Origin of the sequence: Pseudomonas sp. LTR0, assembly GCF_036630035.1 — a bacterium.
GTDB classification, from domain to species: Bacteria; Pseudomonadota; Gammaproteobacteria; order Pseudomonadales; family Pseudomonadaceae; genus Aquipseudomonas; species Aquipseudomonas putida_Y.
The window spans coordinates 3,417,777-3,441,034 of record NZ_CP123734.1 but is presented as its reverse complement, the minus strand read 5'-3'; the positions used below and the strand labels follow the sequence as shown (position 1 = coordinate 3,441,034).

The window sequence follows — 23,258 nt, the reverse complement described above, 5'->3', positions numbered from 1 at the left end:
TGCACAGCAGCCCCGGCAATTCTGAAGGGAGCTGGATATGAGCGCCAACGTAGACCTCAACGACCGCCCGGATTACGACCGGGTGCTACAAACCCTGGCCGATTACGCCCTCGGCTACCGGGTCGAATCCCGCGAGGCCCTGGACACTGCGCGCAACTGCCTGATGGACACCCTCGGTTGTGGCCTTCTCGCCTTGCGCTTCCCTGAGTGCACCAAGCTCCTTGGTCCTCAGGTGGAAGGCACGCTGGTCCCGAATGGTGCTCGCGTCCCCGGCACCTCTTATTGCCTCGATCCGGTCAAGGCCGCCTGGGACATTGGCTGCACGGTGCGCTGGCTGGACTACAACGATACCTGGCTGGCCGCCGAATGGGCTCATCCCTCGGACAACCTCGGCGGGATCCTGGCAGTGGCTGACCACCTGTCACAGAAGCGTCTTGCTGCGGGTGAAAAGCCACTGCCGATGCGTGACGTGCTTGAGGCCATGGTCATGGCGCATGAAATCCAGGGCGTGCTGGCGCTGGAAAACGCCTTCAATCGCGTCGGCCTCGATCATGTGATTCTGGTGAAGGTCGCCTCGACCGCCGTGTGCGCCAGGCTGATGGGGGCTAATCGTGAGCAGATGCTCTCGGCCTTGTCCCATGCCTTCGTCGACGGCCAGGCCCTTCGTACCTATCGCCACGCGCCCAACGCCGGTTCGCGCAAGTCCTGGGCCGCCGGTGACGCCTCCAGCCGAGGTGTGCGTCTGGCTGACATCGCCTTGCGTGGGGAAATGGGCGTGCCGGGCGTGCTCACGGCTTCGCAGTGGGGGTTCTACGATGTTTCGTTCAGCCATACCAACAAAGACCTGGCGCTCAAGCCCGCCGGGCAGTACGAGTTGCGTCTGCCCCAGGCGTTGGGCAGCTATGTGATGGAAAACGTGCTGTTCAAGGTCAGTTTCCCTGCCGAGTTCCATGCCCAGACCGCCTGTGAGGCAGCAGTCACCCTGCACCCACTTGTGCGTAACCGTCTGCATGAAGTCGACCGCATCGTCATCACCACCCAGGAATCAGCGATCCGCATCATTTCCAAGAGCGGCCCGCTGGCCAATGCCGCCGACCGTGACCACTGTCTGCAGTACATGGTGGCCGTGCCGCTGATCTTTGGCCATCTGGTGGCCGAGCATTATGAGGACGCCTTCCATGCCAATCACCCCAGTATCGACCGCCTGCGCGAGAAGATGGAGGTGGTGGAAGACCCGCGCTTCAGTCGTGAGTATCTGGAGCCGGACAAGCGCTCGATCGCCAACGCACTTCAAGTGTTCTTCAAGGATGGCAGCAGCACCGAGCAAGTGGTGGTGGAATACCCGATCGGGCATCGCCGGCGGCGCGGGGAGGGTATACCGTTGCTGGAGGCCAAGTTCAGGGCCAACCTGGCGACCCGCTTTGCCCGGCAGCGGTGTCAGCAGATTTTCGAACTGTGCAAGGACCAGCAGAAACTGGAAGGCATGGCGGTGCACAGGTTCGTGGATTTGTTTGTGATATGAGGTGGCCTGTGCCGGCCGCTTCGCGGCTAAAGCCGCTCCTACAAGGGCGTGCGCAGGTCTGGAACACCGTGGGAGCCCTGTGGGAGCGGCTTTAGCCGCGAAATGGCCGGCGCAGGCCCTAACAACAAAGCCCCGGCATCGCTGCCGGGGCTTTGCTTACAACCTGTAACTCAGCTTACGCCTGGACCACCGGGATCTTGGCGTTGGCTGCCGCTTCGCGGAACTCGGCGATCTGGTCGAAGCTCAGGTAGCGGTAAACGTCGGCAGCCATGCTGTCGATGTCTTTCGCATACTGCATGTACTCTTCGACGGTCGGCAGTTTGCCGATGATCGAGGCGACAGCGGCCAGTTCGGCCGATGCCAGGTACACGTTGGTAGCGTCGCCCAGACGGTTCGGGAAGTTACGGGTCGAGGTGGAGACCACGGTCGAACCGGTCTGCACTCGTGCCTGGTTACCCATGCACAGCGAGCAGCCTGGCATTTCCATGCGAGCCCCGGCCTTGCCGTAGATGCCGTAGTAGCCTTCTTCGGTCAGCTGGTGAGCGTCCATCTTGGTTGGCGGAGCCAGCCACAGGCGGGTCGGAATGCCACCCTTGACCTTCTCCAGCAGCTTGCCGGCCGCGCGGAAGTGACCGATGTTGGTCATGCACGAACCGATGAACACTTCGTCGATCTTCTCGCCTTGTACCGAGGACAGCAGGCGGGCATCGTCCGGGTCGTTCGGCGCGCAGAGCACAGGCTCTTTGACGTCGGCCAGGTCGATTTCGATGATTTCGGCGTATTCGGCATCGGCGTCGGCCGACAGTAGCTCAGGCTTGGCCAGCCAGGCTTCCATGGCCTGGGCACGGCGCTCCAGGGTGCGGGCATCGCCGTAGCCTTCGCCGATCATCCAGCGCAGCAGGGTGATGTTGGACTGCAGGTACTCGGCGATAGCCTTTTCCGGCAGCTTGATGGTGCAACCGGCAGCGGAACGCTCGGCCGAGGCGTCGGACAGCTCGAAGGCTTGCTCGACGGTCAGTTCGTCCAGGCCTTCGATTTCCAGGATGCGGCCGGAGAAGGCGTTTTTCTTGCCTTTCTTCTCGACGGTCAGCAGGCCCTGCTGGATGGCGTAGTAAGGGATGGCATGAACCAGGTCACGCAGGGTGATGCCTGGCTGCAGTTTGCCCTTGAAGCGCACCAGGATCGATTCTGGCATGTCCAGCGGCATGACGCCGGTGGCGGCAGCGAAGGCCACCAGGCCGGAACCGGCCGGGAACGAGATGCCGATCGGGAAGCGGGTGTGCGAGTCGCCACCGGTACCTACGGTGTCAGGCATCAGCATGCGGTTCAGCCAGCTGTGGATGATGCCGTCGCCCGGGCGCAGCGACACGCCGCCACGGGTGCGGATGAAGTCTGGCAGGGTGTGGTGGGTGGTGACGTCGATCGGCTTCGGATAGGCCGCGGTGTGGCAGAACGACTGCATGACCAGGTCAGCAGAGAAGCCCAGGCATGCCAGGTCTTTCAGCTCGTCGCGCGTCATCGGGCCAGTGGTGTCCTGGGAGCCGACGGTGGTCATTTTTGGCTCGCAGTAGGCGCCTGGGCGTACGCCCTGGCCTTCTGGCAGGCCACAGGCACGGCCGACCATTTTCTGCGCCAGGGTGAAGCCCTTGCCGGAATCGGCAGGCTGCTCTGGTTTCTTGAACAGGTCGGAAGCACCCAGGCCCAGCTCGGCGCGGGCTTTTTCGGTCAGGCCACGGCCGACGATCAGCGGGATACGGCCGCCAGCGCGGACTTCATCCAGCAGCACTTCGGTTTTCAGCGCGAAGGTGGTGACCAGCTCGTCGCTGTCGTGACGGCGTACTTCACCTTTGTATGGGTAAACGTCGATGACGTCGCCCATGCCCAGGTTGGTGCAGTCGAATTCGATCGGCAGGGCGCCGGCGTCTTCCATGGTGTTGTAGAAGATCGGGGCGATCTTGGTGCCGAAGCAGAAGCCACCGGCGCGCTTGTTCGGCACGTACGGGATGTCGTCGCCGAAGAACCACAGTACCGAGTTGGTAGCGGATTTACGCGAGGAGCCAGTACCGACCACGTCGCCGACATAGGCAACCGGGAAGCCCTTGGCCTTGACGGCTTCGATCTGGGCCAGCGGGCCGACCGAACCAGGCTGCTGCGGTTCGATGCCGTCGCGGGCCATTTTCAGCATGGCCAGGGCGTGCAGCGGAATGTCAGGGCGCGACCAGGCGTCCGGGGCAGGCGACAGGTCGTCGGTGTTGGTTTCGCCAGGCACCTTGAACACGGTCAGGGTGTACTTGTCGGCGATGGCCGGACGCGAGGTGAACCACTCGCCGGCAGCCCAGGATTCCAGGACGGCCTTGGCGTGAGCGTTGCCGGCCTTGGCTTTTTCGGCCACGTCGTGGAAGGCATCGAACATCAGCAGGGTGTGCTTGAGCTGTTCGGCCGCGACGGCGCCCAGTTCGGCGTCATCCAGCAGTGCGACCAGCGTTTCGATGTTGTAGCCGCCCTGCATGGTGCCCAGCAGTTCGGTGGCGTGCTTGCGGTCGATCAGTGGCGACTTGGCTTCGCCCTTGGCGACGGCGGAGAGGAAAGCGGCCTTGACGTAGGCAGCTTCGTCGACCCCTGGCGGTACGCGGTTGGTGATCAGGTCTACGAGGAAGGCTTCTTCGCCGGCCGGCGGGTTTTTCAGCAGCTCGACCAGGCCTGCAGTTTGTTCGGCGTTAAGCGGCTGGGGAACGATACCCAGGGCGGCGCGCTCTTCGATGTGTTTGCGGTAGGCTTCAAGCACAGTTATTTCCCTCATCAGTGGTCCCTAAAGGGGGTCCGGGACGCTTATCCAGCATTCAATGCACCCATGCGCTGCCGCGGCTTTGTGGGCCGCCCAGCCAGGGTCGCAAAGAATCCTTACAGAAGCTGCTTTCAAAGTTTTACGCCTGCAGAACGGGGGCTGATGAGGGCTGGCGCGGGCATGCGAGGGATGCATGGCCCGGGCCAACGCCGTTCTACCGGATCAACTGTGCTCGTGACGCTTTGAAAACAGCTTCCAACGGACATTGTTGCCTTTGAAAAGGCCGGGTGATTCTACGGTAAAAAAAGCCCGAAGGTAAGGCGGTGTACGCGACTTTAACGAGTGACCCTGGTTAGACAAAGGGCTAACATGGGCCTGTGTTCCATCGCCAAGCTGTTGTTTTTCATGTCCAACAAGTCCATCAAGACCCCTTGCGTCGGCCTGTGCTCCACGGTGTACGGAGACACGGTGTGCCGTGGCTGCAAGCGTTTTCACCACGAAGTGATCAACTGGAACGGCTACGACGATACGCAAAAGCGCGCCGTGTGGTTGCGCCTTGAACAGCTGCTGGTGCAGGTGATGATGGCCAAGCTTGAGGTGTTCGACAAAGGCCTGCTGCGCCAGCAACTGGAGCAGCGCTCCATCCGCTTTGTCGAGCAGCAGTCGGAATATTGCTGGGCTTACCAGCTGATTGCCCGCGGGGCGCGGATGATCCGCGACCTGGAGGCCTATGGGATGGCCTTGATGCCTGAATTCCGCGACTGGGATCTGCCGCAGTTGCGCGACGCCATCGACCGCGAATTCTTCCTGTTGTCCGAGGCGCATTACCAGCGCTACATAGCCCCTGCCTTCCTGCGTGCCGAACTGAGGTGAGGTAAGCCTTCTTTCTGCTCCATGCTTTGAAAAGGCGCCATTGTGCGTTTTTATCGAGCGTATGGAGTACCGATGATGGCGGATCTGTATTTTGAACGGCTGCTGAGTTTTACCGCGACATGCCGCTGGCAATTGCTGGATGCACCGTTGCGTGCTGCCCAGTTTCACGATGATGAAATCACCCGGCCGTTCTGGGTCGAATTCGATGATTGGAACGGTGACGATGGTTGGCTGATGACCAGCCTGGACTACGGCGAAGAAATGTTGCAATCCTTCCTGATTGACTCGCTGTGGGCGGGCGAGGGTCGTCAGCGTGCGTTTTGTGACAGTTTCTGGTTTGGTGTCTATCGAGTTGCAACAGGCTTCGTTTACGAGATCCGCCCTGCATATGAGGGCAATAACGTGAACCGCTGGCCTTCACTGGAATACTGGCTCGACGTCAGTCGCAACGGGTACCTGGGCTTTTACCCGGCGGGTTCGGATGCCGGTGTGCTCAAGGACGACCCGGCCAGTCTGGCGTTGCGCGACCCCTTCGGGACATCCGTGGTGCTACCCGTCGACCCGCCTATCGATCTGGATGCGGTCCTGTACAAGCTGACCGCCGCGCGACGAACGCCACTGTGGCACATCCCTGGCCTGAATCCGCAGCGGTTGCAAGAAGGGCAATTGTTCTTGAACATGAAGCTTTATAGCCCGGACGGTCGGCAAGTTAGGCGAAGGGTCGAGCGGGTTGCATACCTTAACAACCGTCGAGGCGAGCGTGGCCAGTTCAGCCTGCAGGTGTTGAACCCTTGCGTGCCTCCTCACCCTCGCCCGCTCTTTGCCAATCCTTGACCCATGCTCGGTTAGCGCGGCGCCAATCAATCGCCGCTGTATTCACAGCCGCTGGTGCAGGTTTCATGAATACGCACCTTCGACAGCTCCGGCATCAGCGGCTTGACCTGGTCCCAGATCCACTTGGCGATCACTTCGCTGGTGGGGTTTTCTAGGCCGGGGATGTCGTTCAGGTAGTTGTGGTCCAGCTGATCATAGATCGGCTTGAAGATCGCCTTGACCTCGGCGAAGTCGCGGATCCAGCCCGTGTGCGGATCGAGCGGGCCGGTCAGGTGCAGGCCGACCTTGAATGAGTGGCCATGCAAGCGGCCGCATTTGTGCCCTTCAGGGACGTGGGGCAGGCGGTGGGCCGATTCGAATGTGAATTCCTTGAAAATTTCCACGCTGTCATAACTCTGTGTGAATCAATAATGCGCGCAGTCTACCAGCATGGCCGCTACAAGGCTTGCAGGCGTTCATGCAGCCGCCCGGTGGCGGTCAGTTCCAGAAGTTCATCACCCAGGCGCTGGCTTTCGGCGATGGCCTTGTACCAATAGCGCTTGCGCCCTGGCGCATCGCCCATGAAGCGCTTGAAATCGTTGCGGTCGGGCAGTTTGCCGTAGGGCAGAGCGGCCAGGTATTGCGGCGAAGGCGTCATCAGCAGCACGTTTTGCAGGCGGGTGGCATCGCCCTTGCGCCAGGGCAGGGCCTTGTCGAACCAGCCAGGGACCACCTTGTCGGTGAAGTGTGGGTACAGCACCAGGTCGTCACCGCGGTAGGGCAGGTCGAGGTGGTAGTCGAGCAGGCCGCCGTCGCGGTAGGTGCCGGCGCCGGCACCGGGGATGTCTTTCACGCCCTGCATGACCATCGGTATCGACCCGGAAGCGAGCAGGGCATGGCGCAGGTTGGTCAAGTCCAGCGGCAGGTAGCGCGAGGGGAAGTCGGTCAGGGTGTCGAGCGGAGGGGCGGCGCGCCCATCGTGCAGAATGATGCGCTCGAAGTGGCGGGCCAGGCGCGAACGGCCCAGGAGGTTGCTGGCAACCACCGAGCCCAGGCCCAGCCCCAGGCGGCCGCGATGGTCGTGAGCGAGCTGGCCATGGCTTTTCACCACCAGAATGTTCAGGCGGTAGTGCGGGTTGGCCAGCAGTTGGCCGTCGCGGCCTTCCAGCAGGTCATCGAGCATGCGTTGGCAGCTGCGGCTGATTTCGGCCGGAGTGACGCCCTTGGCAAAATCCTGCTCGGTGTACAGCTCGCCCAGGCGGCGGATGCCGGCGATCGGGTCGTCGAGGCAGGCGCTGGCGAAGCGCCAGGCACCGATCGATGCGCCGATCAGGGCACGCTGACGGGGTGCCGAGGGTAGCCACTCGCCGAACAGCGCCAGGTCAAGGCCCTGGATGCCCAGCGGCTTCGGCCCACCCGCCGCGCCCGGCAATACCCCGACATCGGCCGCCTGCAGGCCGCGCTCGCGGATGTGTCGCAAGGCACGCTGGCCGGCCTTGAAGGTGAGGGCGGGGTATTTGATGTGGATGGCGCTCATGGCGTGTCTCTTGGGCATAGGAGCAGCCTTGTGCTGCGAGGGGCCGTTACAGATAACATAACTGCATGTGCCTGTATTGGCCCTTTCGAAGCACCAGGCCGCTCGTTGAAGGTTGCCGAGCCTGGCTAGCGCCGTAACTGCGCTATCATGCCGCCAGCTGTTTTCAGGTTGAATTAAGGACCGCTGGTTAATCTTAACCCCGTAGACAACTTGCACAGTTCTCAGGAGAGAAGAACGATGAAAACCTTGACTGCCCTGATCACCGCCGCTGCCCTCGCCCTGGGCGCCAATGCCGCCTTCGCCAAGGACGTTCAGCCTGACGAAGTGGTCAAACTGGTCAACGCCAAGACCATCAAGTCGCTGGACGAGCTCAAGGCCGCTGCCGTGGCCAAGCATCCAGGCGCCACCGTCACTGACTCGGAACTTGAAGACGAGTACGGCCGCTACATTTACAAGGTCGAGCTGCGTGATACGAAGAACGTCGAATGGGACGTTGACATGGATGCCAAGACCGGTGAGGTACTCAAGGACGAACGAGACAGCTGATGATCCATGTATCCCGGACGGCACGTTACCTGGCGCTCTCGCTGCTTGCCGTCTGCTCCCTGGCTGTTGCCCGCGACCTGGACCAGGATGAAGCCCTGAAGCTCCGTCAGAAGGGCATCATCCTGCCGCTCGAGCAACTGCTCGAGACCGCCCTGGGGCGTCACCCCGGGGCGCGTCTGCTGGAAGCCGAGCTGGAAGAGGACGATGATCGCTACGAATATGAAGTCGAGTTGCTGACGACTGAAGGTGTGGTGCGCGAGATCAAGCTCGATGCCAGCACCGGCGCCCTGCTCAAAGACGAGGAAGATGACTGAATGCGCCTGTTGCTTGTCGAGGACAACGTACCGTTGGCCGATGAACTGACCGCCGGCCTGCAGCGCCAGGGGTATGCCGTGGACTGGCTGGCTGATGGCCGTGACGCGGTTTACCAGGGGCAAAGCGAGCCTTACGACCTGATCATCCTGGACCTCGGCCTGCCTGGCTTGCCCGGCCTGGACGTGCTGGCCCAGTGGCGTGCCGCCGGCCTGGCCACACCGGTATTGATCCTCACCGCCCGCGGCTCCTGGGCCGAGCGCATCGAAGGGCTGAAGGCCGGGGCTGACGATTACCTGAGCAAGCCGTTCCATCCCGAAGAGCTGCAGTTGCGCATCCAGGCCTTGTTGCGCCGCGCCCGTGGCCTGGCCAATCAGCCGAAGCTGGAAGCGGCCGGCCTGCACCTTGACGAAAGCCGTCAGTGCGTGAGTCGCGAGGGTGTGGATGTGCAACTGACCGCGGCCGAGTTCCGCCTGCTGCGCTACTTCATGCTGCACCCGCAGCAGATCCTGTCCAAAAGCCACCTGGCCGAGCACCTCTACGACGGTGAAACCGAGCGCGACTCGAACGTGCTGGAGGTCCACGTCAACCATTTGCGCCGCAAGCTGGGTCGCAGTGTTATCGAAACCCGACGCGGGCAAGGCTACATCTATGCCGGGAGCGGTGAGTGAAGTCGATCCAGGCGCGCCTGAGCCTGGGCCTGGTGGCGGTGCTGGTGGTGGTCGGCGTGGTGCTGGCGCAACTGACCTTGTGGCTGTTCGAAGCCGGCCTGCAACGTTATCTGGAAAACGGCCTGCGCAAGGAAAGCGAGAACCTTCTGGTGGCATTGGTGCGTGGGCCTTCGGGCCTGCAGCTGGATGAGCGGCGCATCTCGGCTGCCTATCAGCGGCCGTTTTCCGGTTATTACTTCCGCATTGACCTTGACCAGGGTACCTGGAGGTCTCGTTCGCTGTGGGACCTGGACATGCCCAAGCCCGCAGCGCCCGGGCTTTCCGATAGCCATGAACTGGGCCCGGAAGGCCAGCAACTGCTGACCCTGCGTGCCGACTACCGGCGCCTGGGCCAGGACATTTCGATCAGTGTGGCTCAAGACTATTCACCGGTGCGCGAAGGTTTCCGGCGCTTGCAGCAAATCGGCCTGGGCATGGGGCTGGTGGCGCTGATCCTGATTCTGGTGCTGCAGCGCATCACGGTCACCCGCTCGCTGCGGCCGCTGGAACGGGCACGCCGGCAGATTGCCCAGTTGCAGCAGGGGCAGCGCTCGCAGCTGGATGCCGAGGTGCCCAGCGAGTTGGTACCGCTGGTGGGGCAGATCAACCACTTGCTTAGCCATACCGAAGACAGCCTGCGTCGCTCACGCAACGCCCTTGGTAACCTCGGCCATGCGCTGAAGACGCCGCTGGCGGTGCTGCTGAGCCTGGCTTCCAGTGAGCGCCTGCAGGGGCTGCCCGAGGTACGCGCGCAAATGCGCGAGCAGTTGCAGCAGATTCAGGAGCGTCTGGCGCGCGAGCTGAACCGTGCACGCCTGGCAGGGGATGCGCTGCCGGGCGCGCAGTTCGATTGTGATGCCGAACTGCCGGGGTTGCTCGGGACCTTGGGCATGATTCATGGCGAGGGCCTGCTGTTGGCAAGTGATGTGCCGCCCGGGCTGTTGTTGCCATGGGACCGCGAGGACGTGCTGGAACTGTTGGGCAATCTGCTGGACAACGCCTGCAAGTGGGCTGACAGCGAGGTGCGTCTGGGCATCGCGTCGAACGCCGAGGGCTACCAGCTGTGGGTCGATGACGATGGCCCGGGTATTCCGCAAGGGCAGCGGCAGCAGGTGCTGGAGCGTGGTTCGCGGCTGGACGAGCAGGTGGACGGGCATGGGCTTGGGTTGGGCATCGTGCGCGACATCGTTGATGCCTGGGAAGGGCACCTGGCCTTGCTGGAAAGCCCGTTGGGCGGCCTGCGAGTGAGCATCGACCTGCCGCGCAAGGCCCGATAATGCCGGGGCCGCTGCGCGCCACGAGGGTGTCAGTACTACAAAAAAATTGCAGTACAGGCGCATTTTTTTGAATTAGCCCAATCCCGCTGCGCCCGGCAGAATCTCCCTCACGAAACCCTGCGGTTTCCATCCTTCCACGGACGGAGCCCCTTGTGGTATTGCATGCGCAATACGAGGCCCAGGCCAGCTCGGCTGGGCTTTCTTTTTAATCAGAAAAACCAAAGATCCCGATTGCCCAAATGTCTGCCTCGCGTTCCGAAAGTCGTCTGCAGCGGCTGCTGCCGTCCCCCCTGAACATCCCCCCCAAAGAATGGTTGCGTGCCGGTATCGGTGCGCTACTTGGCCTTTTCCTCGCGGGCTGGCTGACCAGCATGGCCTATGGGCCCAGCATCGCCCTGCACTTGCTCGGCCCGCTGGCTGCTTCAGCGGTACTGGTGTTTGCCGTGCATTCCGGCCCATTGGCCCAACCTTGGCCGGTGTTGGGCAGCTACGCCGTGGCCGGCGCTGTAGGGCTGGCGATGCGCGAAGGCTTCGGCCCGGAGCTGTGGGTGGCTGCTGCGGCGCTCGGTATCTCGATCCTGGTCATGTGCCTGTTGCGCTGTCTGCACCCACCGGGTGGCGGGGTGGCGGTGAGCGCGGTGCTGGCCGACACGGGGTTGACTGCCATGGGCGATCACCTGCTGGAGCCGGTGCTGCTCAATGCGCTGATCCTGGTGAGCGTGGCAATCGCCTACAACCGCCTGACGGGTGTGCGCTACCCGAAAGGCGCGGTGCCGCGCAAAGACCTGCACCACACCCATGACCCGCTGCCCGGCGAGCGGGTCGGCATCCGCGGTGAAGACCTGGACCAGGCCCTGGAAGAGCTGGGCGAGTTTGTCGACGTCACCCGCGACGAGCTGGAGCGCATCATCCTTGCGACCGAGCAGCACGCCCTGCAGCGCAGCCTTGGTGGTATCACCGCAGCCTCGGTGATGTCCCGCGATGTGCAGTTCGCCACGCCTGATACCACGCTGGAGCAGGCGTGGAAAATGCTCGCCAGCCATCACCTGAAAACCCTGCCTGTACTGCAGCACGGCAAGCTTGTGGGCATCGTCAGCCTCAGCGACCTGGTTGGCCCGGCCATGCAGCGTGGCCGTTGCGGCTGGCGCGGCCTGTTCGGCCGCAAGGCAGTGCGCATGGCGCAAGTGATGAGCACGCGGGTTGTCAGTGTCAGCAGCCAGCACCCGCTGGAACGCTTGCTGCCTTTGTTGTGCGAACAAGGCCTGCACTGCTTGCCGGTGCTTGATGGCGACAAGCTGGTGGGGGTGATCACCCAGACCGACCTGATTGCCGGCCTCAAGCGCCAGTTGCTCAGCAAGACCGAGGCTTCAGATAACCGGGTCCCAGCGTTGTGACCAGTCGCTGGCGCCGGCAGCTACCAGCCGACGCAGGATGGCGAAGGCCTGTTGCAGGGCTTCGCTGTCGCGTTTGCGTGGGTACACCAGGAAGGTCGGGTAGGTGAACTCCGGTGCCTGCGGTACCCGCTCGAACACGCCGCTGTCCAGATAGGCCTGCACCACCCGCGTGCGGAAGTAGCCACTGCCGCCTTGGTCGAGTATGAACTGCAGGGCCAACGGGCCAAGGTTGAAGCTTAACGCCGGGCGCGCGCGGTCGGGCAGGGCCGCATCATGCTGGCGGCGGAAGGCCTCGCCCCAGTCGATGTAGATATATGGTTCGGGCCGGTCGACCCGGCGCACGCGAATCAGCTTCTCTTCCATCAACTGTTCCACCTGCAGTCCTGGGCCGTAGGTCGGCTGGTAGACCAGCGCGGCGTCCAGCAAGCCCATCTCGACCTTGCGCAGCAGCGATTCTCCATCGCTGACCTCGCTGCGGATGGCATGGCTGGGCAGTTCGCGGTGCAGGGCACTTACCCAGTCGAGCATCATCGGGTTGCCCAGGCTCACCTCGCCGCCCACATGCAGCACCTGCTGGCAACCTTCAGGCAACGGCAGGTCGCGGCGCGCGGCTTCCCAGGTTTGCACCAACTGGTTGGCATAACTGACGAACGCTTCGCCATCGCTGGTCAGGCTGGCGCCGCTGCGGCTACGCACGAACAGCTGGCAACCCAGTTGCTGCTCCAGGCGCTGCACGCGCGCGGTGATCGCGGTTTGTGACACGAACAGGCGTTCGGCTGCGGCGACCAGGCTGCCGCAACGCACAATTTCCAGGAAGGTACGGGCCTGATCGATGTCCATGGGCTGCTCGGTGTTTGAGGGGGTGCCTATTCTAGAGGCTTTGCACTGTTATGGGGCGTTATTGCGTTGTCTGCAAATTTGCAGGTCGGTTGTGACTTTAGTCCCATGGCAGGGTGGGTGTAGCGGTCCATACTCAAGTTTCGCCCTTCAATAACAACAAGTAACGGGTTTCTGACGACATGAGCTACCAGCACAGCTACGCCCATTCCATTTCCGACCCTGCCGCTTTCTGGGCGGAACAGGCCGCACACCTGGCCTGGCACCGCAAGCCTGCCCTGACCCTGCAAGACAACGCCGACGGGACCCACCGCTGGTTCGCTGATGGCCGCCTCAACAGTTGTTACCTGGCCCTCGATCACCAGATCGAGCAGGGCCGGGGCGAGCAGTTGGCGCTGATCTACGATTCGCCAGTGACCGGCGTGCAGCAGACTTACACCTACAACCAGTTACGTGATGAGGTAGCACGCCTGGCCGGCTTGCTGCGCCAGCTGGGGGTGAACAAGGGCGATGGGGTGATCATCTACATGCCCATGGTGCCGCAAGCGGCCATGGCGATGCTGGCCTGCGCGCGGATCGGCGCGGTGCATTCGGTCGTGTTCGGTGGCTTTGCGGCCAACGAGTTGGCCCTGCGCATCGATGACGCCCGCCCAACCTTGTTGCTGACGGCATCGTGTGGGCTGGAGTTCGACCGGGTCATTGCATACAAGCCGCTGGTTGACCGCGCCCTGCAACTGGCCCGGCACCAGCCGCGCAATGTGCTGGTGCTGCAGCGGCCGCAGGCGCACGCTGAGCTGCTGCCAGGCCGCGACCTGGACTGGCAGGCGGCCTTGGCCGGTGCCGAGCCGGTGGCGCCTGTGGAGCTGGATGCCGGCGACCCGCTATACATCATGTACACGTCGGGCACCACCGGGAAACCCAAGGGTATCGTCCGGGAAAACGGCGGCAATGCCGTGGCGCTGTGTTACGCCATGCGCCATATCTATGGCATGCAGGCCGGCGATGTGTGGTGGGGCATTTCCGACGTCGGTTGGGTGGTCGGCCATTCACTGATCGTCTATGGGCCGTTGATGAGCGGCTGTACCACGGTGTTCTACGAAGGCAAGCCGATCCGCACCCCGGATGCTTCGGCCTATTGGCGGGTGGTGGAGCAGTATCAGGTCAACGCGCTGTTCTGTGCACCGACGGCCATGCGCGCCATCCGCAAGGAAGACCCGGAGGGCGAACTGATCCGCAAACATGACCTCAGCTCGCTGCGGCAACTGTTCCTGGCGGGGGAAAAGCTGGATTCCAGCACCCATGAATGGCTGGAGCGGGTGAGTGGCAAGCCGGTGCACGATCACTGGTGGCAGACCGAGACCGGCTGGCCGGTCACCGCGCCTTGCGTCGGGCTGGAGGGCAGCGCGGCGAAGCCAGGGTCGAGCAACCGGGCGGTGCCTGGCTACAACGTTCGCGTGCTGGATGACGAAGGCCACTTGCTCGGGGCCAACCATCAGGGGTCGATCGTGATTGCCCTGCCATTGCCACCCGGTTGCAGTCAGACACTATGGGGGGATCACGAGCGCTACCTGCAGGCCTATCTGCGCACGTATCCGGGTTACTACCACACGGGCGATGGCGGCTATCTGGACGATGATGGCTTCGTCTACATCATGGGGCGCACCGATGATGTGATCAACGTTTCCGGTCATCGCCTGTCCACCGGCGAAATGGAAGACCTGGTCGCCCGCCACCCGGCGGTCGCGGAGTGCGCAGTGATCGGCGTGCATGACGAGATCAAGGGCCAGGTACCGCTGGCGCTGGTGGTACTCAAGGATGGCGAGGGCATTGCCGAGGCGCAGTTGCTGGTGGAGCTGGTGGGCAGCGTGCGCGAGGAAATCGGCCCGCTGGCCTGTTTCAACCGGGTTCGGCTGGTGAAGCGCCTGCCCAAGACCCGTTCCGGCAAGATTCTACGGGCGGTGCTGCGCAAGATTGCCGATGGGCAGGATTATGTGCCGCCTTCGACCTTGGATGACCCGGCAGTGCTGGGCGAGATCGAAGCGGTGCTGGCGGATTTGCCCAGGGCGGGCTGATGGTTTGACCTCGATGGCCCTTTCGCGGGCGAAGCGCCTCCACCCGCGAAGGGGCCGGGCCTGCTGGCCAGTTTCCACCGGTCGTTCACCGTTGGCGCTGCCACCGTATTCGCGGGTAAACCCGCTCCTACACACGCATCGGTGGTTCGTAGGAGCGGGTTCACCCGCGAAAGGGCCGTCTCAGGCACTGCAGGCTCAGGGGGCAATCTGGTGCAGTTGCCCCAACCGGCTGCGGGTACGCATCAGGTCGGCCAGTGGGCCGCCCAGGCTCTCTTCCAGCGGTCGTTTACCGATCACAACCACCCGCCGATCCTGGTCATACAGCACATCTACCAGGTTGACGAAGCGCTGCTGAGCCGCCAGCGAACACTCCGAGAGGTCATCCAGCCCATCGATGACCCACTCGTCATAGTCCCTGGCCAGCACCAGGTAGTCGATGACCGCGGTGGCCTTCTCGCACAGATCGTCAAAACCAAGCACTACCCGTCGGCCATCGACGGCCAGCGCCCGCAGCGGGCGCTTGTTCACTTCCAGCATCACCGGGTGTTCGTTCGGCACGTTCAGCGCCTGGCGCTGCGCCGCATCACCCGGCCAGACATAATGGCCCTGGGTAAAACGCTGATGCTCGCGGTTGGCCGGCAAGCTGCGAAAATCAGTGTCGCCACCGACTTCGAGCACTTGCATCGAGCTGTTGATCAGGCGAATGACCGGCAGAAAACGCTCGTGATACAGCGGGTTGGGCAACAGCCCTTCGGGCGCATAGTTAGAGGTCACCAGCAGGTACACGCCACGGGCGAACAAGGCGTTGAACAGCCGGGTGAGCAGCATGGCATCGCCTATGTCATGCACATGGAATTCGTCGAAGCACAGCACCCGGCAGCCGCCCACCAGTTCGTCCAGCGTTGCGCCCAGCGCGTCGTCCAACGCCCGGTGGCGATGCATGCCCAGATGCAGGCGGGCAAAGAAGTCATGAAAGTGCAGGCGCAGCTTGGCGGCTATCGGCACGGCCTGGAAAAAGCCATCGAGCAGCCAGCTTTTACCACGGCCGACCGAGCCGTACAGGTACAGGCTGCGCGGTTGGCCTTGTTCAAGCTGCGTCAGTTGTTCGGCCATGCAGTGGATTACCCGCCGCTGACCGTCACTCAACTGATAACCGCGGCTGCGCGCCTTGTCCTCGAACCAGCCGAGCAGCTCGCTCTGTTGATTGGCGGTGCCGCGCAAGCGTTGGCCAAGCTGGCGCAGGGGGGTAGGGATCCAGGCAGACAAAAGCAACGCTCCTTGGGCGATGGTGGGGCAGCCTGCAGCTTGCCCGAGGGCGGCCATTTTGACTAATAGAGAAAGTGCCGGGCAATCATCACTTCTTGCGATAGGTCTGACCGCCTGTTGTACCTGTACGGGCTATGCCTTGCGCTCCAGTTGGCGCTCGATCATGTACTTCACCGCCAGGCGACGCTCCTTGAGGTGGCGCAGGTCTTCGTCGACGAAATTACCGGCCGATATCGATTCGGCAGCCAGCACCTGGTTGTCGATGTCCACGTACTCGTCCAGCAGGCGGTCCAGCGCCTTGTCCTGCTGGCGGCGCTGCTGGACGATTTCGCGCGGGTAGTGCAGGTCCTGGTAGAGGTCGTGAGAGACAGGCATGGGGTCCTCCTTGGTCAATGCAATGGGCTTATCTGATTGGAAGTGCGGAATGCGATTGTGTTGAAGCGAGGCAGGCGGAAACCGACGGACGGTCGCTGCACCCGAGCCGAAATGACTAACTCGCTGTTTTTTTGGCAATTTTTTTTATCAGGGGGGTTCACAGACCGAAAGTTTGTTGTTAAAGTGCCGCGCATTCCAAGACAACAACCCAGTTGTCACTCACTTGGAATTGTCAGGGCAGCAAATGCTGCATCCGATACAGGGGCGTCGCCAAGCGGTAAGGCAGCAGGTTTTGATCCTGCCATGCGTTGGTTCGAATCCAGCCGCCCCTGCCATTTTTCAGATTCAAACGTATTTCACCCAGTGCCAGGAAAGATGAGCACTGGGTTTTCGCGTTTGTGTAGTTTTACGCGCCACCGCGCCTCCTGAGCGCGGTTCGTGCCGTACCAGGTTACCCGGCAATCCCCAGCATTTCGTTCAGCGCCCTGGCCAGTTCATCAGCCTGCACCGGCTTCTGGATCACCAGGCTGCCCGGCAGTTCCAGCCCCTGCAGCTCCGCATAACCGGTAAGAAACACCACCGGCACGTGGGGGTACCGTTCGCGGGCCGCCAGCGCCAGTTGTGCACCGTTGAACTCGGGCATGGCGAAATCAGTCAGCAGCAGGTCGATATCGTCATCCAGCAAGGCCAATGCCTGTTCGCCGCTGTGCGCCTGGCGCACCTGGTAGCCGTATTGGCGTAACACATCACCCAGCATGTCGCGCACCAGATGGTCGTCGTCCACCAATAGCACCGTGCGGTTATGGCCGCTTTCGCTGATCGGCTGACTGAGCACTGCTGCTGCAGGTTCGTTCACCATCTCCTCTTTTACCGCTGGCAGGTATACCGCCACTTCGGTACCGCGACCGAGTGTGGTGTCGATGCGCACGCCGCCACCGGACTGCTTGGCGAAGCCGAATACCTGGGCCAGGCCCAGCCCCGAACCTTTGCCGATGTCCTTGGTGGTAAAGAAAGGCTCGAATACCTTGGCCTGCACGTCTTCGCTCATGCCGCACCCCGTATCGCGGATACTCAGCATCACGTACTCGCCCGGGTCCGGGTCTTCCGGGCGTTGTGGGCGCTTGTCGATACGGGTGTTGCGCGTTGTCAGGGTCAGTTGGCCGCCGTCGGGCATGGCATCGCGGGCATTGATCGCCAGGTTGAGGATGATCATCTCGGTCTGGGTGGGGTCGGTCAGTGCCTGCCACAGGGCCAGGTCAAGGTCCAGGCGCACCGAGACGTTGCCGCCCAGGGTGCGGCGCAGCAGCTCTTCCAGGCCGGCCAGGGTACGATTGAGGTTTAGCGGCACCGGCTCCAGACGCTGGCGGCGGGAGAAGGCCAGCAGTTGCGAGGTCAGCTTGGCGCCACGCTCGCCCGCCTCGCGGATATGGGTGAGGCGAGTGCGGGCCTTTTCCAGGTCGGCCTTGGCCAGATCGCGCTCCAGAAAGCTGGCACCGGTGAGTATCACCGTCAGCAGGTTATTGAAGTCGTGCGCCACGCCAGCCGTCAGCTGCCCGACCGCTTCCAGCCGCTGCATCTGCTGCAGAGCGGCCTCGATACGCTCGCGCTCGTTGATCTGTTCGCGCAGCCGGGCGTTGGCATCTGCCAGGCCCAGGGCGGCTTCGCGCTCGCTGGTGATGTCGCGTGCCACCACGTACAGCAGGGTGTCCTCCGGCACCACCACCCACGACAGCCAGCGTTGCTGGCCGCCGGCATGCAGAATGCGACCGACAAAGCGTGCGCTGGTGCGGCCATGGGAGAGGGCGGCCAGTTCGGTGAGTAACTGTTCCTGGTCGTGTTCCGGCAGCAGGTGCAGCAAGGAGGACTGGCTCAGGCGTTCGCGTGAGAAGCCCAGGCTGGCTTCCCAGGCGGGGTTCAGCGCGACCGGGGTCAAGTCTTTGTTCAGCACGGCCAGCAAATCTTGCGACAGCTCCCAGGCACGATCGCGTTCGCGGGTACGGCGCTCGACCCGCTCGCCGAGCATCTCGTTCAGCTGACGCAGCGCCTGGGTAGCCTGGCGTTGCGTGTGGATGTCCTGCAGCACGCCTGAGAAGCGAACGCACTGATCACCGACGAACTGGCTCTGGCCGCTGCTCAGCAACCAGCGGGGCTCCAGGCCATTGGGTTGCGCGATCCGAAACTCCACGCGGTAATGACCGTCGCTTTCCGGGCGCATGGCATGTTCCACCGCCTCGCGCACCAGTGGCAGGTCGTCGGGGTAGATGCCGGCGTAGAACACTTCAAGGCTCATTTCGGTGCTGGTGGGCAGGCCGAACAAGGTCTTGCAGCGGTCATCCCAAAGCAACAGGCCCTCTTGCGGGCGCAGGTCCCAGGTGCCCATGCCGGCGGCGTCGATGGCAATGCGAGCACGTGCTTCGACGTCCGCCAAGGCCTCTTCGGCGCGGCGACGGCGCTGGCGTTCCTGCACTTCGCTCAGGGCTCGGCGCACGGCTTTGGGCAGTAGTGGCAGGTTCTTCTTCAACACATAGTCGGTCGCGCCCAGGCGGATCATTTCCACCGCGTGCTCTTCGCCATAAATGCCGGACAGGAATATGAACGGAATATCGGGTGCCAGGCGTTGGGCGATGGCCAGCACTTCGGTACCAGACGAGCCTGGTAGCACGCAGTCACACAAGATCAGGTCGTAGTGGGCCTGGCGCAGGGCATGTTCGACACCCGCATGGTCGAACACCAGCTGCGACTGTACATGCAGCCCGCTGCGCTCCAGGCGCATCAGGGTCAGCTCGGCGTCCATCGAGCTGTCTTCGACCATCAGTAGTTTCAACGGCGTTTGATGCATCGTCGCGGCGGCCTCAGTTGCTACCGCGACGGTTCAGTCGCAGTGAGCCGGGTGGCGGTTCGTTTAGCACTGCCCAGAATACCCCGAGGTCGGAGATGGCGGCGACGAATTCCTTGAATTCCACGGGTTTGACCACATAAGCGTTTACCCCCAGCTCGTAGGCACGCAACAGGTCGGGCTCTTCGCGCGAGGAGGTCAGCATTACGGTGGGGATGCTGCGCAGTTCGGCAGTGGCGCGCACTTCCTTGAGCACCTCCAGGCCGTCGACCTTGGGCAGTTTAAGGTCGAGTAACAGCACGGCAGGATTGCCGTCATCGCGCTCGGCATAGACGTTGCGGCGCAGCAAGTAGTCGAGCGCATCGGCGCCGTCACGCAGCACGATGACCTCGTTGGCCAACTGGCTGCGCTCCAGGGCCAGCAGGGTCAGCTCCAGGTCTCGGGGGTTGTCTTCGACCAGCAGAATGGGCTTGAGCATGATGGTAGCGATGCCTCAGGTAACAGTGTTTCGGGGTAGGGTGAAGTGGAAGCTGGCGCCCTGGTCGATCTGGCCAGTGGCCCAGACTCGACCGTCATGGCGCTCGATGATGCGGCGTACGCTCGCCAGGCCAATGCCGGTGCCTTCGAAATCTTCCATGCGGTGCAGGCGCTGGAAGACGCCGAACAGCTTGTTGGCGTAGGCCATGTCGAAGCCCACGCCATTGTCGCGGATGCAGACCTCGGTTTCGCCGGGGTGCTGTACGGCACTGATGCCGATGCGAGCAGGGTCGCGGCCGCGGGTGTACTTGATGGCATTGGCTATCAGGTTGTGCAAGGCCATGTTGATGAATGCCGGGTCGCCGATCACCTTGGGCAGCGGGGCGATGTCCCAAACGATTGCGCGGCCTTCGTAATCGGGGGCCAGTTCGCTGCGAATGGCCTCGACCAGGGCGTTCAGGTCGACGTCTGACAGGCGCAAGGCCGAGCGGCCCATCTGCGAGAAGTTGAGCAGGTTGTCGACCAGGCTGCCGGCAAAATGCGCCGCCTCACCGATATGCTGCAGAAAGCGCTTGCCGCGTTCGCTCAGGCCCTCGCCTTCGATTTCGCCAAGCAGTTCGGTATAGCCGGCGATGTGCCGGAGCGGTGCGCGCAGGTCGTGGGAAACACTGTAGGAAAACGCTTCGAGCTCCTTGTTGGAGCGGCGCAACTCGCCAGCCAGTTGTGCCAGTTCTTCGGCCTTGCGCAGGACAATGCCCAGCACAGCGGTGCGCAGCTCCATCACACCCTCGATCACCAGTGGGTCCCACGCCTGACAATAGCCGCGCAGTTCTTCCTGCCAGCGTTCAAAACTGTGCCGCGGGTCGAGGGTGCCCTGTGGCCCGACCTGTTTGGTCGGCTGGCCGGCCCAGTTGACCGTGCGTATCTGCTCGGGACGGAACCACAGCAGGTAGTGCGAGTGGATCTGCGAGATGGCCACTGCCAGCACCCCGCCAGCGTGGTTTGCCAGCTCGGGTAGCTCAGTGATGTCGCGCCGCAGGTTGTCGCTGTGGAACACGCTGTCTTCGTCACGTTGGCCGAGCCAGTGCACCAGCGCCGTCACCTGTGCCTCAGGCGGAGTCTGGCCGATCAGGTCACAGCGCTCGGCCGAGATCACCGCCGCGCCCTGGGCGTCGGCAAAGGCCAGCAGCACGTGGGGCAGGTCGCGCAAGCCGTCACTGACACTGTCGTGGTCGGCCATGGACGAGATCATGCGTACGATGTGTTGGCGCAGCGCCAACAGCTTGCGCGTGCTGGTGTGGGACTCGCGGGACTCCACCTGCAACGACAGCACGCTGGCCAACAGTTCGCAGGCCGTGCGGGTGCGCAAGTCCACCGGGCGTGGCTGCTGATGGTGGCAGGAAATCAGCCCCCAGAGCTCGCCGTCGACCACGATCGACAGTGACATCGAGGCCAGCGTGCCCATATTGCGCATGTACTGCAGGTGCACGGGCGACACGCTGCGCAGTACAGCGAAACTCATGTCCAGCGCCTTGCCGGTGCGTGGGTTGGTAGCAGGCAGCAGTGGCGAGGGCTGATAGTTGGCATCTTCGATCACGCGGATACGGTTGACCCGGTACAGCTCGCGCGCCTGGCGCGGGATGTCCGCAGCCGGGAAGCACAGGCCCGCGTAGCTGGGGTAGCCCGGGTCGGCTACCTCGGCCAGCACCTGGCCGTTGCCTTCGGCATCGAAACGGTAAGCCTTGACGCGCCCAAACCCGGTGATGCGCTTGAGCTGCAACACCGTTTGCTGCAGCAGGTCTTCGATACTGCTGGCCAGTTGCAGACTGGCGACAAAGCTGCGGACCAACGGGTAATAGTCGCCTTGCCCGGCCAGGTCTGCTGGCAGGCGGGGTGGTTCGAACTCGGCAATCAGCACCTGATCGTGGCAGTGGACCAGCAAGTGCAGCAGGGCACTGACGGGTGCGCCCTGGCGCAAGCACACGTCGCCAATGTGGAATGGGAAGACTTCATCTTCGGGAAGCCGTGAGAGGTGTGCGTGCAGGTCAAAGCCATCGTGAACCAGGTCGGAGAAGTGGCAACCGATCAGTTCACGGGCTGGCAAGCCCAACCAGTGCTCGACATTTTCACTGGCCTGCAGTACGCACAGGTCGGTGGCATCCAGCACCAGCAGAAAGCCGTGAGGCTGGATGCTGCCCGGAACCTGGATCGGTTCCTGGGCACAGCGCTCCATGGCGTCTGCCAGTGAGTTGTCTGCAGTCATGATTGAAAAAGCTCCTGTCATGTCCGTCCGTGTACGGCACAGGTGTCTGGCGCAGGACGAGTACGATTCACCCTAACAGAATCCCGGCCCATTTACCGGCTCCTGGCCATTGGAGGCACGGGTTGGCCATGGGTTCTGTGCAGCACAGGCTTTTTTTGAGGCAACGATACCGCTTTGTCGCTAATACAAAAAAATGGCTTTATGCCACTTCGCTTGTGCCGCCTCACTGCTACGCTCAGTTCAGGACGTCTCGATAAGGATAACAAGGTGACGGAGCGCATGCTGGCCGCGCTGTTCGGCCTGTTGTTCAGCGGCAGTACCGTGGCTGCGGATTTTCTCGTGGAAGTGCGGGTGCTGGTGCAGCGTGGCTGCATGCTGGTCACCCAGACCCGCGATGCGGGAGCCCAGGCCCTGGGGCAAATCGACCTGGGTGCGACGGCGCGCCTGGATGGCCCTGGCGCTCCCTTGAGCGGCGTGCTGCTGACCCAGCACCCGCCGCGCCTTGAGTGCAACCCGGATACGCCCTATCAGGTGCGCGTCGATGGTGGCCAGCATGGTGGCGTCGGCGAGCTGCGCTACCTGGCCAGCCACGACCGCACGGCGCGGCCCATTCCTTATCGCTTGTACCGTGATGCTGCCTGGCGTGAGCCTCTGGCGGTGGGGGTAGCCCTGTCGGCGCGTGTGCCGGGCAGCGGTTCGGCTGAATTGCCGTTGTACGCACGTATCGACAAACTGGCCTGGGTGCCGGATGCAGGGGTTTATGCCGACCTGCTCAAAGTCACCGTCACCTGGTAGGGACGCCACCATGCACAAGGACGCCAGGCCATGAACCGCACTTCGATCCTGTTGCTCACCCTCGGCCCGCTGCTGGTCCCCGGTGGTGTGGCGCATGGCAGCACCACCGGTTTCATCCAGGCGCGGTTGGTGATCAACGCGTCTTGCCAAATCAGCAGCAACGAGACGCAACCGGCCGTGCTGGGTGATCCAGGCGTAATGGACTTTGGCGAGCGCGGCCCGAACTGGGACCAACCGTTGCGCAGCCAGGTGGACGAAGTGGGCGGAGAGGGCAGCCTGCAGATCAGTTGCACGCCTGAAGTTCGGGCCTTCAACGTGCGTATCAATGGTGGTCTCTATGGCGACGATGGCATACGCCGCCTGAGCAACGGCCGTGAACTGATTCCTTATCAGCTGGCGGTCGACCCAGGTGGCAATAGCCGCTACGGCATCGGCCAGGTGCGGGCCTTCACCATTCGCAGCAGCCAGCAAGTACCGATTCCCATCTACGGTGTGGTAGTGGCGCAACCGCGTGCGCTGCCGGCCGGGCTTTACCGCGACACCCTCAGAGTGACCCTGGACTGGTAAA

The 23,258-nt window shown here is 62.9% G+C and carries 20 protein-coding genes and 1 tRNA gene; 12 read left to right on the top strand and 9 right to left on the bottom strand.

Going from position 1 to position 23,258, the window contains the following annotated elements:
- The first annotated feature begins 37 nt into the window (after positions 1 to 37).
- Complete coding sequence (gene prpD / locus QCL51_RS15860) at positions 38 to 1,522, top strand: 2-methylcitrate dehydratase (RefSeq protein WP_103444073.1); 1,485 nt, start codon at positions 38 to 40, stop codon at positions 1,520 to 1,522.
- A 175-nt stretch (positions 1,523 to 1,697) separates the two neighbouring features.
- Here prpD and acnB read toward each other — a convergent pair whose 3' ends face one another.
- Entirely contained in the window at positions 1,698 to 4,307 is a 2,610-nt protein-coding gene (gene acnB / locus QCL51_RS15855) for a bifunctional aconitate hydratase 2/2-methylisocitrate dehydratase (protein WP_021782875.1), read from the bottom strand.
- Between the two features lie 405 nt (positions 4,308 to 4,712).
- Between acnB and QCL51_RS15850 the strand changes: the two genes are divergently transcribed.
- Together QCL51_RS15850 and QCL51_RS15845 are read left to right on the top strand one after the other, a co-directional pair.
- Positions 4,713 to 5,180: a DUF1289 domain-containing protein gene (locus tag QCL51_RS15850; RefSeq protein ID WP_162149592.1), complete on the top strand. Its 468-nt coding sequence runs from the start codon at positions 4,713 to 4,715 to the stop codon at positions 5,178 to 5,180.
- Between the two features lie 72 nt (positions 5,181 to 5,252).
- Complete coding sequence (locus tag QCL51_RS15845; protein WP_323600791.1) at positions 5,253 to 6,014, top strand: hypothetical protein; 762 nt, start codon at positions 5,253 to 5,255, stop codon at positions 6,012 to 6,014.
- A 26-nt stretch (positions 6,015 to 6,040) separates the two neighbouring features.
- On the opposite strand, the gene queD is transcribed toward QCL51_RS15845, so the two are convergent.
- A complete protein-coding gene (queD, locus tag QCL51_RS15840; protein ID WP_012053047.1) occupies positions 6,041 to 6,397 on the bottom strand; it encodes a 6-carboxytetrahydropterin synthase QueD in 357 nt (118 codons plus the stop codon).
- 53 nt (positions 6,398 to 6,450) lie between these two features.
- Positions 6,451 to 7,530 (bottom strand): patatin-like phospholipase family protein, encoded by a 1,080-nt coding sequence (locus QCL51_RS15835; protein WP_103469234.1) that lies wholly within the window; start codon positions 7,528 to 7,530, stop codon positions 6,451 to 6,453.
- A gap of 237 nt (positions 7,531 to 7,767) precedes the next feature.
- Between QCL51_RS15835 and QCL51_RS15830 the strand changes: the two genes are divergently transcribed.
- The 5 genes from QCL51_RS15830 (at position 7,768) to QCL51_RS15810 (ending at position 11,769) form a co-directional block, all read left to right on the top strand.
- Positions 7,768 to 8,076: a PepSY domain-containing protein gene (locus tag QCL51_RS15830; protein ID WP_103444076.1), complete on the top strand. Its 309-nt coding sequence runs from the start codon at positions 7,768 to 7,770 to the stop codon at positions 8,074 to 8,076.
- Complete coding sequence (locus QCL51_RS15825) at positions 8,076 to 8,390, top strand: PepSY domain-containing protein (RefSeq protein ID WP_003250344.1); 315 nt, start codon at positions 8,076 to 8,078, stop codon at positions 8,388 to 8,390. Before QCL51_RS15830 ends, QCL51_RS15825 begins: the two co-directional genes overlap by 1 nt.
- Positions 8,391 to 9,059, top strand: coding sequence for a response regulator transcription factor (locus QCL51_RS15820; protein ID WP_003250345.1), 669 nt, complete (start codon positions 8,391 to 8,393; stop codon positions 9,057 to 9,059). It abuts the gene before it with no gap.
- A complete protein-coding gene (locus tag QCL51_RS15815; protein ID WP_021782870.1) occupies positions 9,056 to 10,375 on the top strand; it encodes a sensor histidine kinase in 1,320 nt (439 codons plus the stop codon). Before QCL51_RS15820 ends, QCL51_RS15815 begins: the two co-directional genes overlap by 4 nt.
- A 239-nt stretch (positions 10,376 to 10,614) precedes the next feature.
- On the top strand, positions 10,615 to 11,769 hold the full coding sequence (locus QCL51_RS15810; protein ID WP_021782869.1) for an HPP family protein: 1,155 nt from the start codon (positions 10,615 to 10,617) through the stop codon (positions 11,767 to 11,769).
- Here the strand turns inward: QCL51_RS15810 and QCL51_RS15805 are convergent.
- Positions 11,743 to 12,609 carry a LysR family transcriptional regulator gene (locus tag QCL51_RS15805; protein WP_021782868.1) on the bottom strand — a complete coding sequence of 289 codons (867 nt, stop codon included), beginning with the start codon at positions 12,607 to 12,609 and terminating at the stop codon, positions 11,743 to 11,745. The genes QCL51_RS15810 and QCL51_RS15805 overlap by 27 nt on opposite strands.
- 179 nt (positions 12,610 to 12,788) lie before the next feature.
- On the opposite strand from QCL51_RS15805, the gene QCL51_RS15800 reads away from it, so the two are divergent.
- Positions 12,789 to 14,678, top strand: a complete 1,890-nt coding sequence (locus QCL51_RS15800) for a propionyl-CoA synthetase (protein WP_103444078.1) — start codon at positions 12,789 to 12,791, stop codon at positions 14,676 to 14,678.
- Between the two features lie 195 nt (positions 14,679 to 14,873).
- Here QCL51_RS15800 and zapE read toward each other — a convergent pair whose 3' ends face one another.
- Together zapE and QCL51_RS15790 are read right to left on the bottom strand one after the other, a co-directional pair.
- Positions 14,874 to 15,944, bottom strand: a complete 1,071-nt coding sequence (gene zapE / locus QCL51_RS15795) for a cell division protein ZapE (RefSeq protein ID WP_021782866.1) — start codon at positions 15,942 to 15,944, stop codon at positions 14,874 to 14,876.
- Positions 15,945 to 16,076: 132 nt separating this feature from the next.
- Positions 16,077 to 16,319 (bottom strand): hypothetical protein, encoded by a 243-nt coding sequence (locus QCL51_RS15790; RefSeq protein ID WP_020193386.1) that lies wholly within the window; start codon positions 16,317 to 16,319, stop codon positions 16,077 to 16,079.
- Between the two features lie 260 nt (positions 16,320 to 16,579).
- Here QCL51_RS15790 and QCL51_RS15785 point away from each other — a divergent pair.
- Positions 16,580 to 16,654 (top strand) — tRNA-Gln (locus QCL51_RS15785).
- Positions 16,655 to 16,770: 116 nt separating this feature from the next.
- On the opposite strand, the gene QCL51_RS15780 is transcribed toward QCL51_RS15785, so the two are convergent.
- The 3 genes from QCL51_RS15780 to QCL51_RS15770 are packed head-to-tail and all read right to left on the bottom strand — an operon-like array spanning position 16,771 to position 21,895.
- On the bottom strand, positions 16,771 to 19,158 hold the full coding sequence (locus QCL51_RS15780; RefSeq protein WP_021782865.1) for a hybrid sensor histidine kinase/response regulator: 2,388 nt from the start codon (positions 19,156 to 19,158) through the stop codon (positions 16,771 to 16,773).
- A gap of 13 nt (positions 19,159 to 19,171) precedes the next feature.
- The gene (locus QCL51_RS15775; RefSeq protein WP_021782864.1) at positions 19,172 to 19,633 is read right to left on the bottom strand and encodes a response regulator; all 462 of its coding nucleotides are present in this window, start codon (positions 19,631 to 19,633) and stop codon (positions 19,172 to 19,174) included.
- Positions 19,634 to 19,648: 15 nt separating this feature from the next.
- Complete coding sequence (locus QCL51_RS15770; protein ID WP_021782863.1) at positions 19,649 to 21,895, bottom strand: ATP-binding protein; 2,247 nt, start codon at positions 21,893 to 21,895, stop codon at positions 19,649 to 19,651.
- Between the two features lie 267 nt (positions 21,896 to 22,162).
- Here QCL51_RS15770 and QCL51_RS15765 point away from each other — a divergent pair, with 267 nt between their 5' ends.
- Positions 22,163 to 22,690, top strand: a complete 528-nt coding sequence (locus QCL51_RS15765; RefSeq protein ID WP_135192343.1) for a spore coat U domain-containing protein — start codon at positions 22,163 to 22,165, stop codon at positions 22,688 to 22,690.
- A 30-nt stretch (positions 22,691 to 22,720) separates the two neighbouring features.
- Complete coding sequence (locus QCL51_RS15760) at positions 22,721 to 23,257, top strand: spore coat U domain-containing protein (RefSeq protein WP_338443700.1); 537 nt, start codon at positions 22,721 to 22,723, stop codon at positions 23,255 to 23,257.
- Position 23,258: the final 1 nt, after the last annotated feature.

Coding starts and splice junctions, on each gene's coding strand:
- QCL51_RS15850 (WP_162149592.1), top strand. CDS start 4,713: ATGTCCAACAAGTCCATCAAGACCCCTTGCGTCGGCCTGTGCTCCACG.
- QCL51_RS15845 (WP_323600791.1), top strand. CDS start 5,253: ATGATGGCGGATCTGTATTTTGAACGGCTGCTGAGTTTTACCGCGACA.
- QCL51_RS15790 (WP_020193386.1), bottom strand. CDS start 16,319: ATGCCTGTCTCTCACGACCTCTACCAGGACCTGCACTACCCGCGCGAA.
- QCL51_RS15830 (WP_103444076.1), top strand. CDS start 7,768: ATGAAAACCTTGACTGCCCTGATCACCGCCGCTGCCCTCGCCCTGGGC.
- QCL51_RS15835 (WP_103469234.1), bottom strand. CDS start 7,530: ATGAGCGCCATCCACATCAAATACCCCGCCCTCACCTTCAAGGCCGGC.
- QCL51_RS15810 (WP_021782869.1), top strand. CDS start 10,615: ATGTCTGCCTCGCGTTCCGAAAGTCGTCTGCAGCGGCTGCTGCCGTCC.
- QCL51_RS15780 (WP_021782865.1), bottom strand. CDS start 19,158: ATGCATCAAACGCCGTTGAAACTACTGATGGTCGAAGACAGCTCGATG.
- QCL51_RS15800 (WP_103444078.1), top strand. CDS start 12,789: ATGAGCTACCAGCACAGCTACGCCCATTCCATTTCCGACCCTGCCGCT.
- QCL51_RS15805 (WP_021782868.1), bottom strand. CDS start 12,609: ATGGACATCGATCAGGCCCGTACCTTCCTGGAAATTGTGCGTTGCGGC.
- QCL51_RS15760 (WP_338443700.1), top strand. CDS start 22,721: ATGAACCGCACTTCGATCCTGTTGCTCACCCTCGGCCCGCTGCTGGTC.
- QCL51_RS15770 (WP_021782863.1), bottom strand. CDS start 21,895: ATGACTGCAGACAACTCACTGGCAGACGCCATGGAGCGCTGTGCCCAG.
- QCL51_RS15775 (WP_021782864.1), bottom strand. CDS start 19,633: ATGCTCAAGCCCATTCTGCTGGTCGAAGACAACCCCCGAGACCTGGAG.
- QCL51_RS15825 (WP_003250344.1), top strand. CDS start 8,076: ATGATCCATGTATCCCGGACGGCACGTTACCTGGCGCTCTCGCTGCTT.
- prpD (WP_103444073.1), top strand. CDS start 38: ATGAGCGCCAACGTAGACCTCAACGACCGCCCGGATTACGACCGGGTG.
- QCL51_RS15820 (WP_003250345.1), top strand. CDS start 8,391: ATGCGCCTGTTGCTTGTCGAGGACAACGTACCGTTGGCCGATGAACTG.